A 21,599-nucleotide genomic window follows, 5' to 3' on the forward strand; every position below is an offset into this window, starting at 1 on the left:
TCGGGCGGCAACCGCCCACGCCGGCTGCCGGTTCGGGACGTACCCGTCAGCCGCGCCCCACGTACGGCATCGCCGTCGCCAGGACCGTCGCGAACTGCATGTTCGCCTCCAGGGGCAGCTCCGCCATGTGGAGCACCGTCCGGGCCACATCCGCGGCCGCCATCACCGGCTCCACCGCCAGCCGGCCATCGGCCTGAAGGACGCCCGTCCGCATCTGTTCGGTCATGTCCGTGGCCGCGTTGCCGATGTCGATCTGCCCGCAGGCGATCCGGTACGGACGGCCGTCCAGCGACAGCGACTTCGTCAGGCCCGTCATGGCGTGCTTGGTCGTGGTGTAGGCGACCGAGTGCGGGCGCGGCGCGTGGGCGGAGATCGAGCCGTTGTTGATGATCCGGCCGCCCTGCGGGTCCTGTTCCTTCATCAGCCGGTATGCCGCCTGCGCGCACAGGAACGCGCCCGTCACGTTCACGTCCACCACCGAGCGCCAGTCCTCCACCGAGAGGTCCTCGACGGGCACGGAACGCGGGCCGAACGTACCCGCGTTGTTGAAGAGCAGGTCCAGGCGGCCGAAGCACTCCCGTACCGAGGAGAAGAGCGCGTCCACGTCCCCGGGGCGTGAGACATCGGCGGGGACGGTGATCACCCGGGCGCTCTCCCCGGCCAGCGCGGCGGTCACGGCGAGGGGTTCCGGGCGTCGGCCCGCGAGCGCCACCGACCAGCCCGCGCCGGTCAGGGCGAGCGCCACCGCACGGCCGATCCCGGAGCCCGCGCCCGTCACGACCGCCGCCTTCGAGTCGGAATTCAACAGTTTGTTGCTCATGGGGCCGCAGCGTACGCCTTCCCGTCCGGCAGGGCGCGTGGGGTCGCACGGGGTCAAGAGGGCGTATGCGGCGGCGGGTTCACGTCACGGAGGGCCAGTCTTGATGATCATGGTCTTCGTCGCGTATGCGCACTTTGCCGTGGGCATCCATTCCCGCTGTACTCCTCATCCGTGCGACGCCCGAGCGACGCGAACACGACAGCCGCTCGATGCGCCGGCCCGGTGCACTGCCGCGAGTACACCACCAGTCAGGGGAGGGACAGATGACGCACTCATCGCACCAGCAGGAGCTGCGCGACGCCGCCAGGTACCTCGGACGCCGCCGCTTCCTCACCGTCACCGGCGCCGCCGCCGCGCTCGCCTTCTCGGTCAACCTGCCGGCTGCGGGCACCGCGAGCGCCGCCGAGCTGGACGCCCGGAAGATCGGCGAAGACCCGTTCACCCTCGGCGTCGCCTCCGGCGACCCGCTGCCCGACTCGGTCCTGCTGTGGACGAGACTCGCGCCCCGCCCGTACGAGAGCGGCAGCGGACTGCCCCGGGCCCGGGTCCAGGTTCGCTGGGAACTCGCCCGCGACGAGCGCTTCTCCCGCATCGTCCGGCGCGGATCGGCCACCGCCCACCCGGAGTTCGACCACAGCGTCCACGCCGAGATCAAGGGCCTCGAAGCGGACCGCGTCTTCTACTACCGCTTCCGCACCGGGAACTGGACCAGCCCCACCGGCCGGACCCGCACCGCGCCCGCCCGGGGTGCCCGCAACAGCGCGCTGAGCCTGGCCGCCGTCTCCTGCCAGGCCTACCACGACGGCTACTTCACCGCGTACAAGCACCTCGCCCAGGAAGACGTCGACGTCGTCTTCCACCTCGGTGACTACCTCTACGAGTACGCCGTCAGCGCGACCGGCGGAGCCCGTAACGACACCAGTCGCACGCTCCCCGCCCACTTCAACCGGGAGACGGTCACGCTGGAGGACTACCGGCTGCGCTACGGCCTCTACAAGTCCGACCCCGACCTGCGCGCCGCCCACGCCGCGCACCCCTTTGTCGTCACCTGGGACGACCACGAGACCGAGAACAACTACGCGGGCGAGACCCCCGAGAACGACGTACCGCCGGAGGAATTCCTGCTGCGGCGCGCCGCCGCGTACCGGGCGTACTGGGAGAACCAGCCGCTGCGCACCCCGCAGCGGCCGGCCGGCCCGGACATGAAGCTCTACCGGCGCCTGCACTTCGGCCGCCTCGCCCAGTTCGACATCCTCGACACCCGCCAGTACCGCAGCGACCAGGCGTACGGCGACGGCTGGCAGAGGCCCGGACCGAAGTCCGAGGACCCCTCGCGCACCCTCACCGGAGCCACCCAGGAGCGCTGGCTGCTCGACGGCTGGCGCGCCTCGTACGCCACCTGGAACGTCGTACCGCAGCAGGTCACCTTCGCCCAGCGGCGCGACGTCCCCACCGACGCCTTCAAGCTCTCGATGGACGCCTGGGACGGCTACCCCGCCTCCCGGGACCGGGTCCTGAAGGGAGCCGAGGCCGCCGGGATCGACAACCTGATGGTGCTGACCGGCGATGTGCACGTCGGCTACGGCTTCGACCTGAAGCGGGACTTCGACGACCCGGCCTCCCGCACCGTCGGCACGGAGATCGTCGCCACCTCCGTCACCAGCGGCAAGAACGGCTCGGACAAGCCGGCCAGCTGGAACAACCAGATGCAGGCCAACCCGCACATGAAGTTCTTCAACGGCCGTCGGGGATACGCCGTCATCACGCTGGGCGCGCAGCGGGCGCGCGCCGACTACCGGACGGTGTCCGCCGTCACCACGCCCGGCGCGCCCCTCGCGACGGCCGGATCGTTCGTCACGGAGGTGGGGAACCAGGGCCTCACGCCCGCGTAAGGCCCCGCCCCACGGACGGGCGCCGGTCAGCCGAGGTCGTCGGCCGGGTAACGGACGCCGATGCGGTCACGTACCGCGTCGAGCGTCCGCATCACGGCGAGGGAACCGTCCAGCGGCACCAGCGGCGACTCCGTCTCGCCCGCCCGCAGCGCCCGCGCCACCTCGGCCTGCTCGAACTGCATCCCGCGCAGCCCCTCGCCCGCCGCCCCCGCGGTGAACTCCTCCGGGTCGCGCCCCGGCCGGTGCAGCACGAACCGCTCCGGGTAGAAGAAGCCGTGCGGGAAGTCGATCCGCCCCTTCGTCCCGGTGACCGTCGCGGTCACCGGGGTGTCCCCGACGAGCGAACAGTTCAGCAGCGCCGAGGCGCCCGCCCCCGACCAGCTCAGCAGCATGGCCGTGTTCAGGTCGACGCCTTCCGGGGAGAGCAGCGCGTCGGCCTGCACCCGGTCCGGCTCGCCCAGCAGCAACTGCGCGAACGACACCGGATAGACCCCGAGGTCCAGCAGCGCGCCGCCGCCCAGCGCCGGATCGCGCAGCCGGTGCTCGGGACCGAAGTCGCCCGCGAACCCGAAGTCGGCCTGCACGGTGCGGATATCGCCGATGGCGCCGTCCCGCACCAGCTCCGTCATGCGCCGGACGACCGGGTTGCAGTACGTCCACATGGCCTCCATCAGGAAGAGGCCGCGGTCCCGGGCGAGCTTCACCAGCTCTTCCGCCTCCCGCGCGTTGAGCGTGAACGCCTTCTCGCACAGCACGTGCTTTCCGGCCTCCAGACAGAGCGCGGCCGCCTCCCGGTGCGCCGAGTGCGGCGTCGCCACGTACACCACATCGACCTCGTCGTCGGCGGCGAGCTCCGCCCAGCTGCCGTACGCCCGGGGTATCCCGAACCGCTGCGCGAACGCCTTCGCCGAGGCATCCGTACGGGAGGCGACGGCCACCACCTCCGCGTCCGGCATCGCCCGCAGATCCTCGGTGAACGTCGCGGCGATACCGCCGGTCGCCAGCACTCCCCAACGCACTGCCCTGCTCATGCCTGTCATGCCTGCTCCCCAATGGTCTCGACCAGTCCGGCAGAGCTGAGAGCATAGATGCGGATTCAACGACATGGAGATGAGAATGCCGGAGAGCGGCGCAAGCCGGGCCCAGCAGGAACGTACACACATACCGACCACCGGGACCGGGACCGAGGAGCCCGCCGCCACCGGCACACCTCCCGGAAACCCGGCCGCCACCGAAGCGGCCCGGCGCACCGGACTCCTCGTCACTCTGGTTCTCGGCGGCCTCACCGCACTGCCGCCGCTCTCCATGGACATGTACCTCCCGGCGCTTCCCGCGGTCACCGAGTCCCTGCACGCCCCCGCCGCGACCGTCCAGCTCACCCTCACCGCCTGCCTCACCGGCATGGCGCTCGGCCAGGTCGTCGTCGGACCGATGAGCGACCGGTGGGGGAGACGCCGGCCGCTGCTCCTCGGCATGATCATCTACGTCGTCGCCACCGCGATCTGCGTCTTCGCCCCCACCGCGGAACTCCTCATCGGCTTCCGTCTCCTGCAGGGCCTGGCCGGTGCGGCGGGGATCGTCATCGCCCGCGCCGTGGTGCGCGACATGTACGACGGCATGGAGATGGCCAGGTTCTTCTCCACGCTGATGCTGATCTCCGGCGTCGCACCGATCGTCGCGCCGCTGATCGGCGGACAGGTGCTGCGGTTCACCGACTGGCGGGGGATCTTCGCCGTCCTCACCGTCGTCGGCGTGCTGCTCACCCTGATCGTCTGGAGGTGGCTGCACGAGACCCTGCCGCCGCAGGACCGGCACACCGGCGGCGTCGGCGACGCGCTGCGCACCATGCGCGGGCTGCTCGCCGACCGGGTCTTCACCGGCTACATGATCGCGGGCAGCCTCGCCTTCGCCGCCCTCTTCGCGTACGTGAGCGCCTCGCCGTTCGTCGTGCAGGAGATCTACGGGGCCTCGCCGCAGACCTTCAGCCTGCTCTTCGGCATCAACTCGGTCGGCCTGATCATCGTGGGCCAGATCAACGGCAAGGTGCTGGTCGGCCGGATCAGCCTGGACAAGGCGCTCGCCTTCGGCCTCTCGGTCATCGTGCTGGCCGCGGCCGCGCTGCTGCTGATGACGACCGGGGTCTTCGGGGACGTGGGCCTGGTCCCGGTCGCGGCCGGGCTCTTCGTGCTGATGTCCGCGATGGGGCTCGCGATGCCGAACACGAACGCGCAGGCCCTGATGCGTACGAAGCACGCCGCCGGGTCCGCGTCCGCGCTGATCGGCACGTCGTCGTTCCTGATCGGCGCCGTCGCCTCGCCGCTCGTCGGGATCGCGGGCGAGGGGACGGCCGTGCCGATGGCCGTCGTCCAACTGGTGTGCGCGGTGGGCGCGATGGCCTGCTTCCTGGGGCTGTGCAGGCCCTGGCGGCGGACGTCGTGAACCGGGTTCTGCGACGGGGGGACGCCGGGACCCGGGGCCGGTTCAGCCCCAGGTCCTGCCGCTGATCAGGTCCGGCCCGAACCAGCGGGAGACGACGGCGGCGAGCGCCGGTACCGGGCCCGCTCCCGACGCGTGTTCGAAGGTGTGGACCGCACAGGTCCGCACCGGGTGCACCGGCCCGCCGGGGTACCCGCAGTCGTCCGCGGACAGCGGCCGGTGCTGCGGGCATTCCTAGTGCGCGCTCGGGTAGCCGATCAGATGCGGGCGGTCCTTCTCGTCCGTCCAGCGGAACAGGCCGACGCCGCCCGACGTCACCGCGCCCGGAATCCGCTGGTTCGACGGCAGGGCGCCCGTCGTGCCGCTCCTGACCGCCACCGCGACGGGAGTGCCGCCGCCGGCCAGCACGTCCGCCGCGTTGCGTGCGTTCGCCGCGCCGTACGCGATGCCCTCGTCGTTCACCGACGCCAGCGTCAGCGGCTTCGTGCCGTCCGCCCCCTCGAAGCAGAAGCCCCGCTTCGTCAGCAGGTCGAAGGCGAGCGGCCCGGCCACCAGGAAGTTGCCCGAGGGCGCGGCGACGAGCTGCGGGTACTGGCCGGGCTTTATCGCGGGCTTGCTGCACTCCACCGAGGCGAGCGGCTTGCCCGTCTCCAGATCGTGCACCGTCCACAGGTCATGGGTGGTGGCGCGCTTCGCGCCCTTGGCGAGCTGCCACTTCGCCAGTATCAGGCCCGGGAGCACCGACGTCGGAATCCCGCTGAGCCGGTCGGTGCCCTTGGGCGCGACATCGCGGCTGAACCAGCCGCCCTGCACCCAGAACTCCTTGGCCCCGCTGACCAGCAGGCCCTTCTGCGTCAGCCCGCGGACCTCGGTGAGCTGCTTGCAGGTCGTGCAGCCCTTCGGGTACTTGAGCGCGGGGGCGGTGACCTGCGACACCCGGCCGGTCATCGGGTCGACGACCGCACTGTTCGTCCGGCCGTCACTGATGAGGATGCCGGGGCCGGTGGCGGAGACCGTGGGCACGGAGCTCCACGGCACCTCGACACGCCGCCGGGAGCCGTCCTGCACGTCGTAGAAGTCCAGCGAGACGATCGTGTCGGCGGGGGTCAGCGCGTTCTCGCCGACCTTTCCGTACGACCACGTCACGTAGTACTCGTGGTCGTCCACGGTGACCAGGAGGAGCCTGGGGAAGTGCCGCGCCGACGGGGGCCGCCAGCTCTCCCCGTGCCAGCCGGCCTCCCCGGTCTCCGAGTCGATGGTCCGCAGCTGGTACCTGGTGTCCGAGACCCGCACGAGGTAGGCGAGACCGCCCGTCGTCCGGGACAGCGCGTAGTCGGGCGAGGTGCCGATGAGCTCCCAGCCGCGCTTCGTGGCGAACACGGAGGGGACGGTGAGCCGGGTCACCGGGACCGAGGCCTTCTCCGCCTGCTTCTTCGGCTTGCCGGCGCTCTTCTCACCGCCCGCGCAGGTGGCCAGCAGAAGGAGCATGGCCAGCACGAGCACTCCGCCGACCAGAACCAGGCGCACGATCTTCTGTCTCATGGCTTCCCTCGATGGGCGATCCCGACCTCGCGGCGGTCAGCGTAGCAACTGGCGCAAGGGTCACGGCAGTTCACCTGCCCTGCTGTTCGCCGCCGGTGCCGGGCCGGAAGCGGGCGGGCAGCTTCCGCCTACAATTTTCCGGTGAACGCCACCCTCCCCACCGCGGAAGCCCTGCGCACGGCGCTGGCCGGACTGCTCGACGGGCTGCCGCGCAAGCAGGCCGCCCAGGCCGTCGACCGGCTCATCGCCAACTACCGGGGGGCCACCCCCACGGACGCCCCGGTGCTCCGCGACCGTTCCGACGTCGCCGCCTACGCCGCGTACCGGATGCCCGCGACCTTCGAAGCGGTACGGTCCGCCCTCGCCGCGCTCCAGGACGCCGCCCCGGACTGGGTGCCCGCCACGCACACCGACATCGGCGGCGGCACCGGAGCGGCGAGCTGGGCCGTGGCCGGGGCCTGGGAGGGGCCGCGGACGACCGTCCTGGACTGGGCCGAGCCCGCTCTCGCCCTGGGCCGCGAGCTGGCCGGGATCTCCGGCATCCCCGCCCTGCGCGCCGCCGAGTGGCGCCGGGCCCGGATCGGCGCGGGCCTCGAACTCGCGCCCACGGACCTGATCACCGTCTCCTACGTACTCAACGAGCTGACGGCGGACGTCCGTGCCGCGCTCGTCGACACCGCGGCGGCCGCCGCACAGGCGGTCGTGGTCGTCGAGCCCGGCACCCCCGACGGCTACGCCCGGATCATCGAGGCCCGCGACCGGCTGATCGCCGCCGGGCTGAAGGTCGCCGCGCCCTGCCCGCACAGCGACGCCTGCCCCATCGAGCCGGGCACGGACTGGTGCCACTTCTCGGCCCGGGTCAGCCGCTCCTCGCTGCACCGGCAGGTCAAGGGCGGCTCGTTGCCGTACGAGGACGAGAAGTTCAGCTACGTCGTGGCGACCCGCTTCGACACGGAGCCCGTCCGGGCGCGCGTCACCCGCAAGCCGCAGATCCGCAAGGGGCAGGTGCTGCTCGACCTGTGCACCCGTGACGAGGCCCTGCGGCGCTCCACGGTCACCAAGCGGCACGGCGAGCTGTACCGGGCCGCCCGGGACATCGCGTGGGGCGACGAGTGGCCGCCGCCCCACCCGCCGAGTCCGCCCGGGGACTGAGGACCGAGGACGGAGGACGGAGGACGGAGCGGCAGCCGGCCGGGCCGCCGCTATCCGCGCAGCTCCTGTGTGCAGCACTTCACACTGCCGCCGCCCTTCAGCAGCTCACCCAGATCCATCGGCACCGGCTCGAAGCCACGCGCCCGCAACGGATCGAACAGCCCCGTGGCGGCCTGCGGCAGCAGCACATGGAGCCCGTCGCTCACCGCGTTCAGACCGAGCGCCGCGGCGTCCGCCTCCCCGGCGATCAGCGCGTCGGGGAAGAGCCGCGCCAGCACCGACCGGCTCCCCGGCGAGAACGCCCCCGGGTAGTACATGATCTCGTCGCCCGCCTCGTCGAGCACGGACAGGGCCGTGTCCAGGTGGTAGTAGCGCGGGTCGACCAGATCGAGCCCGATCACCGGGCGCCCGAAGAACTCCTGCGCCTCGTCGTGCGAGAGCGGGCTGGACCGGAAGCCCCGCCCGGCCAGGAGGTACGACGCGGTGACGGCGAAGTCGCCCTCGCCCTCGTTGACGTGGTCCGGCTCATGGATCTCGGTGAAGCCGTTGGCCCGGAACCACTCGCGATGGGCCCCGGCCTCCGCGTACCGCTCCCGGTACGCGAACCGGGCACCCAGCACCCGGCCGTCGATGACGGTGGCGCCGTTGGCGGCGAAGACCATGTCGGGCAGCTCGGGCCGGGGCGTGAGCAGCTCCACGGTGTGCCCGAGGGCGCGGTAGCGGTCCCGCAGGTCCTCCCACTGGGCCTGGGCCAGGGGGAGATCCACGGGCTTGCCGGGGTCCATCCAGGGGTTGATGGAGTACGTCACCCTGAAGTGGGCCGGAGCGCACATCAGGTAACGGCGGGGTGTGGCTTCACGAGGCAATGAAGGCTCCTCACGAATGCGGGCAGGGGTGGCCTGCGGGGGGGCTTCGCACGGGTGTGTGCGTGAGCCCATGGTCCGCTCTCCGGGGTCGGTTGCGCAGTGATCCGATCGGGTGGTTCCACACGGTGATGAGCCGAGGCACATCGACGCGTGTCACTGCTGGATCGACCGGCATGGCGGAGAGCCGCCACCTGACCCCCAGCCGTCGCAGCGAGCGCTCGCGCCGCGCGATCCACGACCGTGGCGCCCGCCCGGCCCTCGACGCCGCTGTCCGGGCCACCGTCGACGAGCCGACCGGCCCCGCCTTCGAGGCACCGCCCCCCGCAGTCCTGAGACGCACCCCTCATTTCATGACAAGAAGTGGCATAGTGCCCAGCTCGTGGCGCTGTCTCGCGTACCCCGCTTCGGGACTCCGGCCACCCGAGGCGCAGGATGGTGGGACCATGGGCAGGGGCAACGTAGAGGTAAGGGGATAGATGGGCGCCGATTTCGGCCGTTATCGCGGCTCAGAGAGCAAATTTTCCCAATGGCTTCGCCGCCGACCCAAACCGCAGCAGAGCGAGGTCGACGACACCGCCCGGGAGGCGCTGCTCCTGGCTGTCGCCGAAGCCGGAATGCCGATCGCGCCCGCCGCCCATCCGGTCGGCTTCCGATGTTCGTGCGAACGCATCGGTTGTCCCACCCCCGCCCGGCACCCCATCTCCTTCGCCTGGCAGACGCAGTCCACCACCGACCGCGCCCAGATCGAGCGCTGGGCCCGCAGCCAGCCGCAGGCCAACTTCATCACCGCGACCGGCATGATCCACGACGTTCTCGACGTGCCGCTGTCCGCGGGCGGCCAGGCACTGGAGCGGCTCCTCGCCGCGGGCATCGACGTCGGCCCCGTCGCCCGGTCCGGCGACGCCCGGATGCTCTTCTTCACCGCCACCCGCGGTACGCCCGAGGACGAGGACGAGTGGTGGCCGTGCGAGCTGGACTGCCACCCCGAGACCATGGACGAGCATCCGGGACTGCGGTGGCACTGCCGCGGCAGCTACGTACTCCTGCCGCCGGCCAGGCTTCCCGGTGAGCTGGACGTGCGGTGGGTGCGGGGGCCGGAGAACCCGCTGCCCGATCCGCTGACACTGCTGGAGACGCTCACCGACGCGTGCGCGCAGTACGCGGACGCGTCGGACCAGAGCGATCTCGACCACGATTCGGTGGCGTGGCCGCTGAGCCGTTGAACCGGTGACGGGTGACGGGGCAGCTCGGTGAGTCCGGCCGCCCCGGTCACGAGCCCTTGGCCGCCGTCAGGCCCGGCAGCCGGTTCAGCACGACCACCTTGCCGTCCTTCACGCCCTTCTTCGGGACGTACACCAGCTGGCTGGAGATCCGCTCCTTGGTGAGGGTGGACTTCATCTCGCCGGTCATCAGCGCCTCCACATCCGGGTTGAGCGGCGGACGCAGCCCCGCCGCCGCCGTCTGCCGTTCGAAGTGCTTGCTGCTGAAGAAGACCAGCGCCCCGCCGTCCTCCGTCGCCAGGCCGAGCGGCGCGAACGTACCGCTGTCCAGCGGCCGGTCGATGTACTGGTACGAGAAGCCCGCCCGCCGGGTCGTGCGGCGCGCCTCCCGCCAGCCCGACGTGGCGCTGCTGGGAGCGAAGACGTCCGGGGCGCCCTTCTGCAGGTAGTCCGTGTACCGGGTGCTCAAGTCCTCCGGTGCCACGGCCAGTTCCGCGCTGTCCGCGGCCACCGGCTCGGCGCTGCCGCCGCCGTCCTTCGCGAGGGCGGGCAGCATGGACGGTGCGACGACCGACAGATAGGCGGTCTTCCACCCCGCGCCGGGCCCGGACTTGACGAAGACGAGCAGCCAGCGGGTGTCCAGCTTTCCGCCGTCCTCGTCGCGGTTGGAGTCGGTGTCCGCGAGGAACCAGCGCGGCCAGCCGGCCTTCTTCGGGATGACGTACCGGGCGTCGGCCAGCTCCAGCGGCCGGTGATTCGCGTTGCCGTCCGGATTGTTCTTCTGCCGTGCCTTCAGCCCGGCCTGGTTGATCGCGCCGAGCGGGCCGGTGACCCGGTCCGCGTCCAGAGCCGGGTCGTAGGCCTTGTCCGCCGCGTTGTACGCGGTGGTGAAGTCCTTCAGGGCCTGTGCGGCCTCAGACCTGGTTGCCGCCGGCACCACTTCCAGCTCGCCGTGCACCGTCACGCACCCGCTCGCCGTCATGGACAGCACCGTCGCCGTCGCGAGCCCCGTCGCCAGCCGAATCGGCCTCAGACTTCTCATCCGCTGCTTTCCGCGCCTTCTGATCCGTCGTCCTCTCTGACCGTCCGAACCCTACCGGGGCGAGGAACAGCGCGAGAGTGGGGATCAGGTACAGCGCCCACACCGTGATCTGGAGAACGGTCGGGTCGGGCTGGAAGTTGAACGTGCCCTTCAGCAGCGTGCCGTACCAGCTGTCCGGCGGAATCGTGGCGCTGATGTCGAACGCCTGGTTGTGGATGCCGCCCAGGAACTCGGCCTCCTGCAGGTCGTGGACGCCGTACGCGAGCACACCCGCGGCGACGACCACCAGCATCCCGCCGGTCCAGGTGAAGAACTTCGACAGGTTGATCTTCAGCGCACCCCGGTAGAACAGCCAGCCCAGGACGACGGCGGCCGCGATCCCGAGGAACGCACCGATCATCGGGTGCCAGCCGTCGTCCGCCGCGTGCACCGCACGCCACACGAACAGCGAGGTCTCCAGGCCCTCCCGGCCCACCGCGAGGAGTGCCGTGGCGACCAGCGCGCCGGTCCCCATCGCGAGTGCCGCGTCGAGCTTCCCGTGCAGCTCCGTCTTCAGATGCCGCGCGGTGCGCCGCATCCAGAACACCATCCAGGTGACCAGACCGACCGAGACGATCGACAGCGAACCGCCGAGCGCCTCCTGGGCCTTGAACGTCATCTCCTGCGAGCCGAATTCGAGGCCGGCGCCGAACGCCAGGCTGACGACGATCGCGATACCGACACCGATCCAGATCGGCACCAGTTTGTTCTTGTTGCCGGTCTTCACCAGATAGGCGATGAGGATGCAGACGACCAGGCTGGCCTCAAGGCCCTCGCGCAGGCCGATCAGGAAGTTGCTGAACACGTTTCGGTTCTCCTTTTCTGCTTCGGCCCGTTACGAGAACAGCGCCCGGCCCCACCAGTCGTCCTTGTCACGGACGCCCGGCGGGACGGCGAAGTGCGCCGAACCCACGTGCTGGATGTACTCGTTGAGTGCGTCGTGCGCCGCGAGGCGGCGCTGCAGCGGAATGAATGCCTTGCGGACATCGCGCTGGTAGGCGAGGAAGAACAGCCCGGCGTCGAGCCGGCCGAGACCGTCCGTGCCGTCGGTGAAGGAGTAGCCGCGGCGCAGGATCGTCGCGCCGCCGTTGCTGTCCGGGTGGGCGAGCCGCACATGCGCGGTCGGCAGCATCGCCTTCAGGAACGGTTCGTCGCGCTCCTTGGACTTGCCGACCGCGGCGCCCTCGCCCTTGTCGCGGCCGAAGACGTCCTCCTGCTCCTGGAGCGGGGCGCGGTCCCAGGTCTCGATGTGCATCCGGATGCGCCGGGCCACCAGGTACGAACCCCCGGTCATCCAGCCCGCGTTGTCCTTCTCGCCCACCCACACGTGCTTGTCCAGGGCGGCGGTGTCGGTGCCGGAGATGTTCCGGGTGCCGTCCTTGAAGCCCATCATGTTGCGCGGGGTCTGGGCGTCGGGCGTCGTCGAGGACGTCTTGCCGAAGCCCAGCTGGGACCAGCGGATCGCGGTGCGGCCCATGCCGATCCTGGCCAGGTTGCGGATGGCGTGCACCGCGACCTGCGGGTCGTCCGCGCAGGCCTGGACGCAGAGGTCGCCGCCGCTGCGGGCCGCGTCGAGGTTGTCGCCGGGGAACTTCGGCAGATCGACGAGCGCCTCGGGACGCTTGTCCTCCAGGCCGAAGCGGCCCTTGGCGAAGAGCGAGGGGCCGAAGCCGATGGTGAGTGTGAGCCGGGACGGCTTGAGCCCCAGTGCCTCACCCGTGTCGTCCGGCGGGGCCTCGGCGAGACCGCCGTACGCGCCGTCGCCTACCGCGTGACCGGCCGTCATCCGCTCGGCCGCCCGGGTCCACTCCTTGAGCAGCAAGACCAGTTCGGCGCGGTCCTTCGTCGTCACGTCGAACGCGGCGAAGTGCAGCCTGTCCTGTACGGCGGTGGCGATACCGGCCTGGTGCGCACCGTGGAACGGCACGGCCGCCCCGCTGTCCGCGGCCGGCACCGGGTCGCTCCCCGGACGCACCGCGGCGACCGCGCCTCCGCCCGCGACGGCGCCGAGCGCCAGCCCGGCACCGCCCCAGCCGAGCAGCGCCCGGCGGGACGGGGCGGGGCCGCCGGAGGCCGCCGCGGTTTCGGTGGTGTCCTGCTTCTGATCGGACATGACCGGTCCCTCCCCGCCCGTTACTTCGTCACCGCGGCGGCGAGCCGGGACAGCGGCTCGGCCAGCGCGTTGACCGCGTCCGACAGCTCCTTGCGGTCGGCCTTGCCGACCTTCTCGTACGAGGTGAACTCGTAGGAGCTCTTGTCCTTGCGGTACTTGTCCAGCAGCGTGTTCAGCGCCGCGAACTGCTTGTCCAGGGACGCCGTCAGCGCCGGGTCGTTCTTCGAGGCGACCGGCTTCAGCAGCTCGTAGGACTTCTCCGCGCCCTCGACGTTGCCCTTGAAGTCGATCAGGTCGGTGTGGCTGTAGCGCTCCTCCTCGCCGGTGACCTTGCCGGTCGCGACCTCGTCGAGGAGTTCCTTGGCACCGTTGGCCATCGAGGTCGGGGTGATGTCCGCCGTGCCGACCCGCTTCTGCCAGTCGAGCAGGTCCTTGTAGAGGACCGGCGCGAGGGCCTTCTCCTCGGCGCCGAGCTTCTTGTCGTGCCACAGCGCCTTCTCGAGGCGGTGCCAGCCGGTCCACTTCTGATCGCCCTCCAGGCCGTCCTCGCGGAGGTCGACCTTCGGGTCGATGTCACCGAACGACTCGGCGACCGGCTCGGTGCGCTCCCAGCCGAGCCGGGAGTCCGCGTAGATCTTCTTGGCGGCCTCGATGTCACCGGCTGCGACGGCGTCCGTGAACTTCTTGGCCTTCGGCAGCGTCTCGTCGGCCTGGGCCTGGACGTAGGTGCGGTACTCGGCGACGGCCTTGTCCATCTCGGGGCTGCGCTTGGCCGCGTTGCCGCCGGTGACCTCGATCTTCTGCCGGATGCCGTGGCCCTTCATGCCGGGCTTGCAGGCGATCTCGTACGAACCGGCCTTGATCTCGGCCGTGATGGTGGCCTTGGTGCCGGGCCCGATGTTCTCGCGCTCGGCGACGATGCGGTCGTCCGGGAACAGGACGTAGACCTCGGTGACCTTCGAGCCCTTGTTCTGCACGGCCATTTCGACATGACCGGCGGGCAGCTTCTTCTTCGAGACCTCGCAGGAGTCGTCCTTCGCGACGATCTGCAGGGCCCCTTCGCCCTTGCCGTCGCTCTTCTGTGCGCAGCCCGTGACGGCGGTCAGGGCTGCCACCGTGGCGGCAGCGGTGACGACGGAGAAACGAACGGCTCGCATACGGGCTCCACAGAAGATGAAGGAGAAGCAGAGAACTGGACAAAGACGGTCGGACGAAGGCAGGTGAGGCAGACCTAACTTAACCGAGGCTTACCTGACCGGTACCCACCCGTGCAGTGATTCACCTCTCATCTCGGCGGTGTGGGGACGGGGTGATCACGAATTTCCCATGGGGGCCCCAGGGGAAGGTCAAGTAACGGTCAAGTCTCTCTCGCCGGAACGACGAGGGAGGCTCGCGGATCCGGGGCGGCTGTGGTGGCCGGCCGGGTGCGTTCCTCGTACGAGGTGGTCACTTGGCAGCCCCGTCCATCGGGTAGAGCTGCGCGATCAGTTCGCTCAGCCACCCGGTCCGTGCACGGCCCGTGGTTCAGCAGTACGCCGTCGTCGATGTGGAGACCATCCGCCGGTCCGTCCCGGCCGGGGTTTCGGCGACGCCCGGGATCTTCACCGGGCGGTCGACGCCGCCCACCGATTCGAGCCCCTTGCCCTTCACCAGGGTGGCGTCGGGGGCGGCCTTGGTGAGGGCCTCGCTGGTGATGGCGGTGAAGTTCTTCTTCAGCCCGGACCCCGGCGGCCCGCCTCACGCCTCCTCCCCAGGCGTGAGGTTCAAGAAGGGCGGTGACATCAGCGTCATGAGGCCCCCCGCGGCGAGTACGGCGGCGCACACCATCGCCGCGGTGAAGGCACTCCTGATGTCGGCGAGTTGACCCAGAAGGTTCATGGTGAGCACCAGCGCGAGGCTCTGCACCAGAGTGATGACCGCCTGGACCCTGGAGAGGTGGGTCTCCGGGCTCGCCCCCAGCATCAGCGGACCGAGATGAGTGACGAAGACGCCGAGGCCGATGCCGAAGAGGACCGCCGCCGCCACCGCCAGGTATGCCTGGTGCGCGGCAGCGAGCGAGGCGACTCCGAGCGCCATCGGTGCGACGCTCAGCGCGGCGGCCCGGCCCGGATGCCGCAATGCACCCCAGCGTGCCACCATCAGCGCGATGGTCAGGGCGCCGAGCGCCTGACCGCCCAGAACGAATCCGGCGGCCTGAGCGCCCCACTCGTTCTCACGCGCGATGAGGGGGACGAGCAGGGAGGTGACAGGTATCGCGAAGCCCGCGACCATACCGGTGAGGAGCAGCGCAGGACGAAGCACCGGGTGGCGGAGCGAGAAGGACACGCCCTGGGCTGCCTCGCGCAGGATGTTCGTCCGTTCGGGAGACTGTCCGACATCGAAACGCGGGCGAATGAGCAGCACCACCACAACGGCGAAGACGAAGGTGAGGCCGTCGAACAGGGCTGCGGCGCCCAAGCCGCCGAGGGTGACCAGCGCGCCGCCGAGTGAACCGCCGACCAGTGAGATCAGTTGGGTACCGCTCTGGTTGAGACCGACCGCACGGTCGAGACCGTCCCTTCCCACCAGTCGTCTGGGCATCGAGCCCGACACCGGCAGGTAGAAGGCGTCGATCGTGCCTATGACCACTCCTGCCGCCAGGAGCAGCCAGAGCGGCGAGCCCATGAAGAAGGCCGCCACCGCCACAAGCACTGCCATCACGAGCATCGCCGAGTCGCCGGCGATCAGGATGCGCCGTGCGGACAGCCGGTCGGCAACTGCCCCGCCCACCAGAAGCAGCAGTGTCCGCGGAAGCGTCACGGCGGTCAGCACCAGCCCCGCAGCCCCACCACCGTGTGCAGTGGCTGCCCACCCCAGCGCGAAGAACATCGCGGCATCGCCAAGTTGGGAAGTGAGCGCCCCACTCAACCAGAATAGATAGTCTTTCGGCAGCTTTGCGCGTGTCTGCATACGGTCATCGAAGGTGGTCACGCGGCGCACAGTAGCGGCGCTGACCCGGCAGCGCCTCAAGGTTGATCTTGGTGGTGGGCGGAGTGTCAGTCGGGGCACTGGCCGACCGGGAGAACCGGCCCTCCTGCCGACCTGAGCGGGAACACCTCGCCCAACTCCCGGAACACCGCCGGGTTCCGCCTCCGTGCGGCGCGACGGGGGAGCAGCGAGGGAGCACGCGCAAGCGGCCGCCCGGAGGCGGCCGCTTGCGGAGGGAGCTGTCTGCGTGGCCACGGGAGCGTGGTTACGGGAGCGTCAGGATCTCGGCGCCCGTCTCCGTCACCACCAGCGTGTGCTCGAACTGGGCGGTGCGCCTGCGGTCCTTCGTCACCACGGTCCAGCCGTCGTCCCACATGTCGTACTCATGGGTGCCCAGCGTCAGCATCGGCTCGATGGTGAACGTCATGCCGGGCTGCATCACGGTGGTCGCGTGCGGGCTGTCGTAGTGCGGAATGATCAGGCCGGAGTGGAACGAGGAACTGATCCCGTGCCCGGTGAAGTCCCGCACCACCCCGTACCCGAAGCGCTTCGCGTACGACTCGATGACCCGCCCGATCACATTGACCTGCCGCCCGGGCCGGACCGCCTTGATGGCCCGGTTCAGCGACTCCTCGGTGCGCTCCACGAGCAGCCGCGACTCCTCGTCCACGTCACCGCAGAGATACGTGGCGTTGTTGTCGCCGTGCACACCGTTGATGTACGCCGTGACGTCGAGGTTCACGATGTCGCCGTCGCGCAGCACCGTGGAGTCCGGAATGCCGTGGCAGATCACCTCGTTGAGCGAGGAGCAGAGCGACTTGGGGAATCCGCGGTAGCCGAGCGTCGACGGGTAGGCGCCGTGATCGCACATGAACTCGTGGGCGACCCGGTCGAGTTCGTCCGTCGTGACGCCCGGGGCGATGTGCTTGGCGGCCTCCGCCATCGCTTGCGCGGCGATTCGCCCCGCGATGCGCATGCGCTCGACGGTGTCGGCGTCCTGGATCTCCGGACCCGTGTACGGGGTGGGGGCCGGCTTGCCCACGTATTCGGGGCGCCGGATGTTTCCGGGCACGGAACGGATGGGAGTGATCTCCCCGGGTACGAGCAGCGACTGGCCAGACATGTCAGCGAGTCTAACCAGCGTGCGTGGGGCAGCATGGCCCCGAGGGAAGGAGCCGGAGATGGCCCTGTTCAAGAAGCGCACGGTCGGCAAACCGGGCGAGTGGTACTACTGCCTGCAGCACCAGAAGGTCGAGGAGGGCCCCGAGTGCCCGGCCAAGGACCGCTTCGGACCGTACGCCTCCCCCGAGGAGGCGCGGCACGCGATGGAGACGGCGCAGGAGCGGAATCTCGAGTGGGAGACGGACCCGAAATGGCACGACCGGGACACGCCGCCGGACCCGGAGGCGTGAGAGGGGGCCCCGTCCGGGGGCCCCGCCCCCGGACCCCCGCTCCTCAAACGCCGGAGGGGCTGGACTCTCTGGCCGCGCGCCTGCGTACCGCGTCCTCGTCCGTCTCGGAGTCGTACGTCAGCAGCTTCGGCAGCGCCGCGGTGAGCAGCGCGACCGAGGCCACGCACGCCACACCGCCGCTCCAGATCGCGGAGCGGGTCCCCGTCCAGCCCGCCATCGCGCCGGCCCGCACCTGACCCAGCTGCGGGCCGACGCTGTACGAGAGCACCTCGATGCCCGCGAGCCGGCCCCGCAGCTCCTCCGGGATGGTCTGGTTCCAGATCGTGGAGCGGCCGAGACCGCTGAGCATGTCGCCCGCGCCCGCCACCGCCAGGCAGACCAGCACCAGCCACACATCGCTGAACCACCCGGCAGCCGCGATCGCCAGCCCCCAGGCCGCCGCCCCGAACACCACGAACAGTCCGTGCCGCCGTACCCGTGACGTCCAGCCGCTGGTCAGGCCGAGGACCAGCGACCCGACCGACCCCGCCGCGTACATCAGGCCCAGCGACCACTCGGCATCCAGCTCGTCCGCGAGGAACGGGAAGATCGTGTTCGGGAAGGCGAAGAACATCGCCGCCAGATCGACCGCGTACGTCCCCAGCAGCACCGGGCGGCTCCAGGCATACCTCGCCCCCTCGACAATGCCGCGCAGCGACGGCTTCCGGCTGTCCAGGGCGGGCGGCGCGGGCGTCAGCCGCAGACATAGGAGCACCGAGACGGCGAACGTGACCACCGTGACCGTGTACGCCGTGGCGTGCCCGGCGTAGGCCACCACGAGTCCCGCCACCGCCGGGCCGGTGATCGCGCCGAACTGCCAGCGCAACGAGTTCAGCGCGGCGGCAGCGGTCAGCTGGTCGTGCGGCACGATCCGGGCCATCAGGGAGTCCAGCGCGGGCCGCTGGAGCCCGGCGAGCGCGGAGACCCCGCCCGCCACCAGGTAGAGCGGCCAGAGCATCGGGTCGGGCAGCGCGGCGTTCACCAGGAGTACGAGGGCCAGCAGCCCCAGCCCCGCCTCGGTGCCCAGGATCACCTTGCGGCGGTCCGCGGAGTCCGCGAGGGCCCCGCCGTACAGACCGAAGACCACCAGCGGCACCAGCTCGACCGCGCCCATCGCACCGACGGCCAGCGGTGAACCCGTCAGCTCCTTGATCTGGAGCGGCAGCGCGAATCAGTGCCATGAAGCTGCCGAAGTACGTCACCAGACCCTGGATCCACAGCAGCCGGAAGTCGGCCGACGAACGCAGGGGTGAGAGGTCGGGCAGCAGGGCGGAGAGCCGGCCCGCCGCCGGGGAGGGAGCTGAGGTCACGAGGGGTCATGGTCCGGCGCCGTACGTGCTCTCTGCAACAGATTTTCCTGGCGGCGGGGAGCCCCGGAGAAGCCGGTGGCCGGGGAGTGCGGCGGCTCCCGTCGTGGTACCCGGGACGCTCACCAGCGGGCCGGTGGCGGGGCCGTCAGCTGGTCGGCGAGCCGGGACAGCCGGTCCCGGAAGCGGCGGTTCCCGCGCGGCGCCGGGGCGCTGTTCTCGCCGGCCGCCGCGCTCACCAGATGCTGCACGGTGTCCAGGTCGACGTCGTCGGTGCCGGTCACCGCGAGCGTCTCGTGGGCGAGCCCCCGCACCTCCGGATCGCCGCCGTCCAGCGAGAGGACCGTCGCCCCGGCCCGGCGGGCGTCGTGCACCCGCTCCAGCAGCCCGGCACCGGGCCGCTCCGGGGCCACGAGCAGCAGCGTCTCGCCCCGCCCGGCCGCCTCGACCCGGCCCAGACCGACGGCCAGATGCGCCGGGTCGCCCGGCTCGACCCGGTGGCGTACCAGGGTGGGCGCCAGCTCCGGCAGCCCGGACCAGGTGGACTCGTCGACCAGATGGGCCGCCAGATGCCACGGCTCGTACGCCGCCGTCCCCACCAGCAGCAGCCCGCCGCCGTGCGGGACGACGGACGACCTGAGCGCCCCGGCGAACCGCCGGGCCGCGGCGGGCCACTCGGTCCCGGCGAGCACTTCACGCAGCAGGGCGACGCGTACGGCATCCATGGCCCGGCATCCTGCCGCAGGAGCACCGCCCGGCACCGGAGAACGGCTCCGAACCAGCCGAACGGGGCCGTCGCGGAGCGACGGATACCGCAGTGGGACTGGACCGGCTCCCCGTCCGTGGCGGGCAGTAATGTCGCAGCCATGACTACGAATGACAGTGGCAGCGCCGCCAAGCCCCCCGCCAAGGACCCCTGGGACCTCCCCGATGTCTCCGGGCTGACGGTCGGCGTGCTCGGGGGCACCGGGCCGCAGGGCCGCGGGCTCGCCTACCGGTTCGCCCGCGCCGGGCAGAAGGTGATCATCGGCTCCCGTGCCGCCGACCGCGCACAGACCGCCGCCGACGAGCTGGGCCACGGCATCGAGGGCGCCGACAACGCGGAGTGCGCGCGGCGCAGCGACGTCGTGATCGTCGCCGTGCCGTGGGAAGGCCACGCCAAGACCCTGGAGTCGCTGCGCGACGAACTCACGGGCAAGCTCGTCATCGACTGCGTCAACCCGCTCGGCTTCGACAAGAAGGGCGCCTACGCCCTGAAGCCCGAGGAGGGCAGCGCCGCCGAGCAGGCCGCCGCCCTGCTGCCGGAGTCCCGGGTCACCGCGGCCTTCCACCACCTCTCGGCGGTGCTGCTGCAGGACGAGGCCATCGAGGAGATCGACACCGATGTGCTGGTGCTCGGCGAGGCCCGCGCCGACACCGACCTCGTACAGGCACTGGCGGGCCGGATTCCCGGCATGCGCGGCATCTTCGCCGGGCGGCTGCGCAATGCCCACCAGGTCGAGTCACTGGTCGCCAACCTGATCTCCGTCAACCGCCGCTACAAGGCGCACGCCGGTCTGCGTACCACCGACGTCTGAGGGGCCCTTCGGCGCCCGAGGGCGTTCCCGGCGCACCCTGCGGCGAGCGGAAAGGGGCATGAGGGACACTGGACGGGACCATGCATCACCCCGGACAGGAGCCACTCCTCATGCCCCGCCTCGCTCTCTACGCCATCGCCGTCTGCGTCCTGGCCGTGGTCGCGGCCGTGATCTCGTTCGTCCAGGGCAGCGGCTTGCTCGGGATCCTCTGGGTGCTGCTGGCCGGGCTCTCGTCCAACATGGCGTGGTTCTACCTGCGCCGGCAGCGCGTACGGTCCGCCGGCTGAGCGGTGGATCAGAGGCCGGCCGCGCAGACCGGGTCGGCCGACCGCCAGAAGCGGTAGGTGTCGAAACCGCAGTACGTCGTGAAGTCGCTGACGCCCAGTGCCTGCAACAGGGAATGGATCGCGTCGAAGAACACGTGGTTGACCTCGGGAATCCACAGGATGCCGAAGACCGCGATCAGCCCGAACGGGGCGAACGGCTCGACCTGCCGTCGGATCCGGTACGAGAGCCAGGGCTCGATCACGCCGTAGCCGTCCAGCCCCGGCACCGGGACGAAGTTGAGGATCGCCGCGGTGACCTGGAGCAGTGCCAGGAAACCCAGCGCGTACTGGAAGACGACCGGGACGCCGTCCAGCGCGTGCAGCCAGAACGGTGCCGTGCAGACGAACGCGAACAGCACATTCATCAGCGGGCCCGCCGCAGAGATCAGGCTGTGCCTCCAGCGCCCGCTGATCCGGCCCCGTTCGATGAAGACCGCACCGCCGGGCAGACCGATACCGCCCATGATCACGAACAGCACCGGCAGCACGATGCTCAGCAGAGCATGGGTGTATTTCAAGGGATTCAGGGTCAGATAACCCTTCGATCCGATGGAGATGTCCCCGCTGTGCAGCGCGGTACGGGCATGCGCGTACTCGTGCAGACAGAGCGACACCACCCAGGCCGCTGTCACGAAGAGGAAGACCGCGACCCCGGGCTGCTGTGCGAAATCCGTCCACACCGCCCAGCCCGACACCGCCATCACGGCGAGGATCCCGAGGAAGACCGGGCTGATCCGCCGGTCGCTGCGGGCGCTTGCGGTGGTCATCGGCGAACTCCTGGTGGCTGGCCGGAAGAGGGACGGGGCGGTGCGCGGCGAGAGCGACCGTACAGGCGACACGTCACAAACG

General features: G+C 70.8%; 20 protein-coding genes and 2 pseudogenes. 7 read left to right on the forward strand and 15 right to left on the reverse strand.

Annotated features, from left to right (window positions below; all coding sequences use genetic code 11):
• Nucleotides 1-46: 46 nt before the first annotated feature.
• A complete protein-coding gene (locus ACFVV1_RS16195) occupies nt 47-820 on the reverse strand; it encodes an SDR family oxidoreductase (RefSeq protein ID WP_389989839.1) in 774 nt (257 codons plus the stop codon).
• A 263-nt stretch (nt 821-1,083) separates the two neighbouring features.
• On the opposite strand from ACFVV1_RS16195, the gene ACFVV1_RS16200 reads away from it, so the two are divergent.
• The gene (locus ACFVV1_RS16200) at nt 1,084-2,712 is read left to right on the forward strand and encodes an alkaline phosphatase D family protein (RefSeq protein WP_389989840.1); all 1,629 of its coding nucleotides are present in this window, start codon (nt 1,084-1,086) and stop codon (nt 2,710-2,712) included.
• Nucleotides 2,713-2,738: 26 nt separating this feature from the next.
• Here ACFVV1_RS16200 and ACFVV1_RS16205 read toward each other — a convergent pair whose 3' ends face one another.
• The gene (locus tag ACFVV1_RS16205) at nt 2,739-3,743 is read right to left on the reverse strand and encodes a Gfo/Idh/MocA family protein (RefSeq protein ID WP_389989841.1); all 1,005 of its coding nucleotides are present in this window, start codon (nt 3,741-3,743) and stop codon (nt 2,739-2,741) included.
• Between the two features lie 85 nt (nt 3,744-3,828).
• On the opposite strand from ACFVV1_RS16205, the gene ACFVV1_RS16210 reads away from it, so the two are divergent.
• Entirely contained in the window at nt 3,829-5,151 is a 1,323-nt protein-coding gene (locus ACFVV1_RS16210) for a multidrug effflux MFS transporter (RefSeq protein ID WP_389989842.1), read from the forward strand.
• 42 nt (nt 5,152-5,193) lie between these two features.
• Here the strand turns inward: ACFVV1_RS16210 and ACFVV1_RS16215 are convergent, their stop codons facing one another.
• On the reverse strand, nt 5,194-5,316 hold the full coding sequence (locus tag ACFVV1_RS16215) for a hypothetical protein (RefSeq protein ID WP_389989843.1): 123 nt from the start codon (nt 5,314-5,316) through the stop codon (nt 5,194-5,196).
• Between the two features lie 66 nt (nt 5,317-5,382).
• Nucleotides 5,383-6,690: a hypothetical protein gene (locus tag ACFVV1_RS16220; RefSeq protein WP_389989844.1), complete on the reverse strand. Its 1,308-nt coding sequence runs from the start codon at nt 6,688-6,690 to the stop codon at nt 5,383-5,385.
• A gap of 141 nt (nt 6,691-6,831) precedes the next feature.
• Between ACFVV1_RS16220 and ACFVV1_RS16225 the strand changes: the two genes are divergently transcribed.
• Nucleotides 6,832-7,842 carry a small ribosomal subunit Rsm22 family protein gene (locus ACFVV1_RS16225; RefSeq protein WP_389989845.1) on the forward strand — a complete coding sequence of 337 codons (1,011 nt, stop codon included), beginning with the start codon at nt 6,832-6,834 and terminating at the stop codon, nt 7,840-7,842.
• 50 nt (nt 7,843-7,892) lie between these two features.
• On the opposite strand, the gene ddaH is transcribed toward ACFVV1_RS16225, so the two are convergent.
• Nucleotides 7,893-8,708, reverse strand: coding sequence for a dimethylargininase (gene ddaH / locus ACFVV1_RS16230; RefSeq protein WP_389989846.1), 816 nt, complete (start codon nt 8,706-8,708; stop codon nt 7,893-7,895).
• A 476-nt stretch (nt 8,709-9,184) separates the two neighbouring features.
• Here ddaH and ACFVV1_RS16235 point away from each other — a divergent pair, with 476 nt between their 5' ends.
• Nucleotides 9,185-9,931, forward strand: a complete 747-nt coding sequence (locus tag ACFVV1_RS16235) for a bifunctional DNA primase/polymerase (protein WP_389989847.1) — start codon at nt 9,185-9,187, stop codon at nt 9,929-9,931.
• Between the two features lie 46 nt (nt 9,932-9,977).
• Here ACFVV1_RS16235 and ACFVV1_RS16240 read toward each other — a convergent pair whose 3' ends face one another.
• The 7 genes and pseudogenes from ACFVV1_RS16240 to map all read right to left on the reverse strand — a co-directional run bounded on the left by ACFVV1_RS16240 (nt 9,978) and on the right by map (nt 17,212).
• Entirely contained in the window at nt 9,978-10,910 is a 933-nt protein-coding gene (locus tag ACFVV1_RS16240) for a hypothetical protein (protein WP_389989848.1), read from the reverse strand.
• Nucleotides 10,843-11,814: an iron uptake transporter permease EfeU gene (gene efeU / locus ACFVV1_RS16245; protein WP_389989849.1), complete on the reverse strand. Its 972-nt coding sequence runs from the start codon at nt 11,812-11,814 to the stop codon at nt 10,843-10,845. The genes ACFVV1_RS16240 and efeU overlap by 68 nt, the downstream gene beginning before the upstream one ends.
• A 30-nt stretch (nt 11,815-11,844) precedes the next feature.
• Nucleotides 11,845-13,122, reverse strand: coding sequence for an iron uptake transporter deferrochelatase/peroxidase subunit (gene efeB, locus ACFVV1_RS16250; protein ID WP_389989850.1), 1,278 nt, complete (start codon nt 13,120-13,122; stop codon nt 11,845-11,847).
• A 20-nt stretch (nt 13,123-13,142) separates the two neighbouring features.
• Nucleotides 13,143-14,279: an iron uptake system protein EfeO gene (gene efeO / locus ACFVV1_RS16255; protein WP_389989851.1), complete on the reverse strand. Its 1,137-nt coding sequence runs from the start codon at nt 14,277-14,279 to the stop codon at nt 13,143-13,145.
• 289 nt (nt 14,280-14,568) lie between these two features.
• A pseudogene (locus ACFVV1_RS16260) lies at nt 14,569-14,844 on the reverse strand (ABC transporter substrate-binding protein); the annotation flags it as partial.
• Nucleotides 14,845-14,859: 15 nt separating this feature from the next.
• Entirely contained in the window at nt 14,860-16,092 is a 1,233-nt protein-coding gene (locus ACFVV1_RS16265) for an MFS transporter (RefSeq protein WP_389989852.1), read from the reverse strand.
• Nucleotides 16,093-16,354: 262 nt separating this feature from the next.
• Nucleotides 16,355-17,212 (reverse strand): type I methionyl aminopeptidase, encoded by an 858-nt coding sequence (gene map, locus ACFVV1_RS16270; protein WP_389989853.1) that lies wholly within the window; start codon nt 17,210-17,212, stop codon nt 16,355-16,357.
• Between the two features lie 58 nt (nt 17,213-17,270).
• On the opposite strand from map, the gene ACFVV1_RS16275 reads away from it, so the two are divergent.
• The gene (locus tag ACFVV1_RS16275; protein ID WP_266745821.1) at nt 17,271-17,501 is read left to right on the forward strand and encodes a hypothetical protein; all 231 of its coding nucleotides are present in this window, start codon (nt 17,271-17,273) and stop codon (nt 17,499-17,501) included.
• A gap of 43 nt (nt 17,502-17,544) precedes the next feature.
• On the opposite strand, the pseudogene ACFVV1_RS16280 reads toward ACFVV1_RS16275, so the two are convergent.
• Nucleotides 17,545-18,850 (reverse strand): annotated as a pseudogene (locus ACFVV1_RS16280) (MFS transporter).
• 119 nt (nt 18,851-18,969) lie between these two features.
• Nucleotides 18,970-19,572, reverse strand: coding sequence for a hypothetical protein (locus ACFVV1_RS16285; protein WP_389989854.1), 603 nt, complete (start codon nt 19,570-19,572; stop codon nt 18,970-18,972).
• 141 nt (nt 19,573-19,713) lie between these two features.
• Between ACFVV1_RS16285 and npdG the strand changes: the two genes are divergently transcribed.
• The gene (npdG, locus tag ACFVV1_RS16290; protein ID WP_389989855.1) at nt 19,714-20,424 is read left to right on the forward strand and encodes an NADPH-dependent F420 reductase; all 711 of its coding nucleotides are present in this window, start codon (nt 19,714-19,716) and stop codon (nt 20,422-20,424) included.
• 110 nt (nt 20,425-20,534) lie between these two features.
• A complete protein-coding gene (locus ACFVV1_RS16295; protein WP_389989856.1) occupies nt 20,535-20,711 on the forward strand; it encodes a hypothetical protein in 177 nt (58 codons plus the stop codon).
• An 8-nt stretch (nt 20,712-20,719) separates the two neighbouring features.
• Here ACFVV1_RS16295 and ACFVV1_RS16300 read toward each other — a convergent pair whose 3' ends face one another.
• Entirely contained in the window at nt 20,720-21,517 is a 798-nt protein-coding gene (locus tag ACFVV1_RS16300) for a site-2 protease family protein (protein WP_389989857.1), read from the reverse strand.
• Nucleotides 21,518-21,599: the final 82 nt, after the last annotated feature.

This window comes from Streptomyces sp. NPDC058092 (assembly GCF_042884935.1).
In the GTDB taxonomy this organism is placed as follows: Bacteria; Actinomycetota; Actinomycetes; order Streptomycetales; family Streptomycetaceae; genus Streptomyces.

Bases quoted from the DNA above. Each gene is read 5' to 3' on its own strand.
- efeB (WP_389989850.1), bottom strand. From the start codon at position 13,122: ATGTCCGATCAGAAGCAGGACACCACCGAAACCGCGGCGGCCTCCGGC.
- npdG (WP_389989855.1), top strand. From the start codon at position 19,714: ATGACTACGAATGACAGTGGCAGCGCCGCCAAGCCCCCCGCCAAGGAC.
- ACFVV1_RS16235 (WP_389989847.1), top strand. From the start codon at position 9,185: ATGGGCGCCGATTTCGGCCGTTATCGCGGCTCAGAGAGCAAATTTTCC.
- ACFVV1_RS16200 (WP_389989840.1), top strand. From the start codon at position 1,084: ATGACGCACTCATCGCACCAGCAGGAGCTGCGCGACGCCGCCAGGTAC.
- ACFVV1_RS16300 (WP_389989857.1), bottom strand. From the start codon at position 21,517: ATGACCACCGCAAGCGCCCGCAGCGACCGGCGGATCAGCCCGGTCTTC.
- ACFVV1_RS16275 (WP_266745821.1), top strand. From the start codon at position 17,271: ATGGCCCTGTTCAAGAAGCGCACGGTCGGCAAACCGGGCGAGTGGTAC.
- ACFVV1_RS16240 (WP_389989848.1), bottom strand. From the start codon at position 10,910: ATGACGGCGAGCGGGTGCGTGACGGTGCACGGCGAGCTGGAAGTGGTG.
- ACFVV1_RS16205 (WP_389989841.1), bottom strand. From the start codon at position 3,743: ATGAGCAGGGCAGTGCGTTGGGGAGTGCTGGCGACCGGCGGTATCGCC.
- map (WP_389989853.1), bottom strand. From the start codon at position 17,212: ATGTCTGGCCAGTCGCTGCTCGTACCCGGGGAGATCACTCCCATCCGT.
- ACFVV1_RS16295 (WP_389989856.1), top strand. From the start codon at position 20,535: ATGCCCCGCCTCGCTCTCTACGCCATCGCCGTCTGCGTCCTGGCCGTG.
- ACFVV1_RS16220 (WP_389989844.1), bottom strand. From the start codon at position 6,690: ATGAGACAGAAGATCGTGCGCCTGGTTCTGGTCGGCGGAGTGCTCGTG.
- efeO (WP_389989851.1), bottom strand. From the start codon at position 14,279: ATGCGAGCCGTTCGTTTCTCCGTCGTCACCGCTGCCGCCACGGTGGCA.
- ACFVV1_RS16285 (WP_389989854.1), bottom strand. From the start codon at position 19,572: ATGGATGCCGTACGCGTCGCCCTGCTGCGTGAAGTGCTCGCCGGGACC.
- ACFVV1_RS16195 (WP_389989839.1), bottom strand. From the start codon at position 820: ATGAGCAACAAACTGTTGAATTCCGACTCGAAGGCGGCGGTCGTGACG.
- ACFVV1_RS16210 (WP_389989842.1), top strand. From the start codon at position 3,829: ATGCCGGAGAGCGGCGCAAGCCGGGCCCAGCAGGAACGTACACACATA.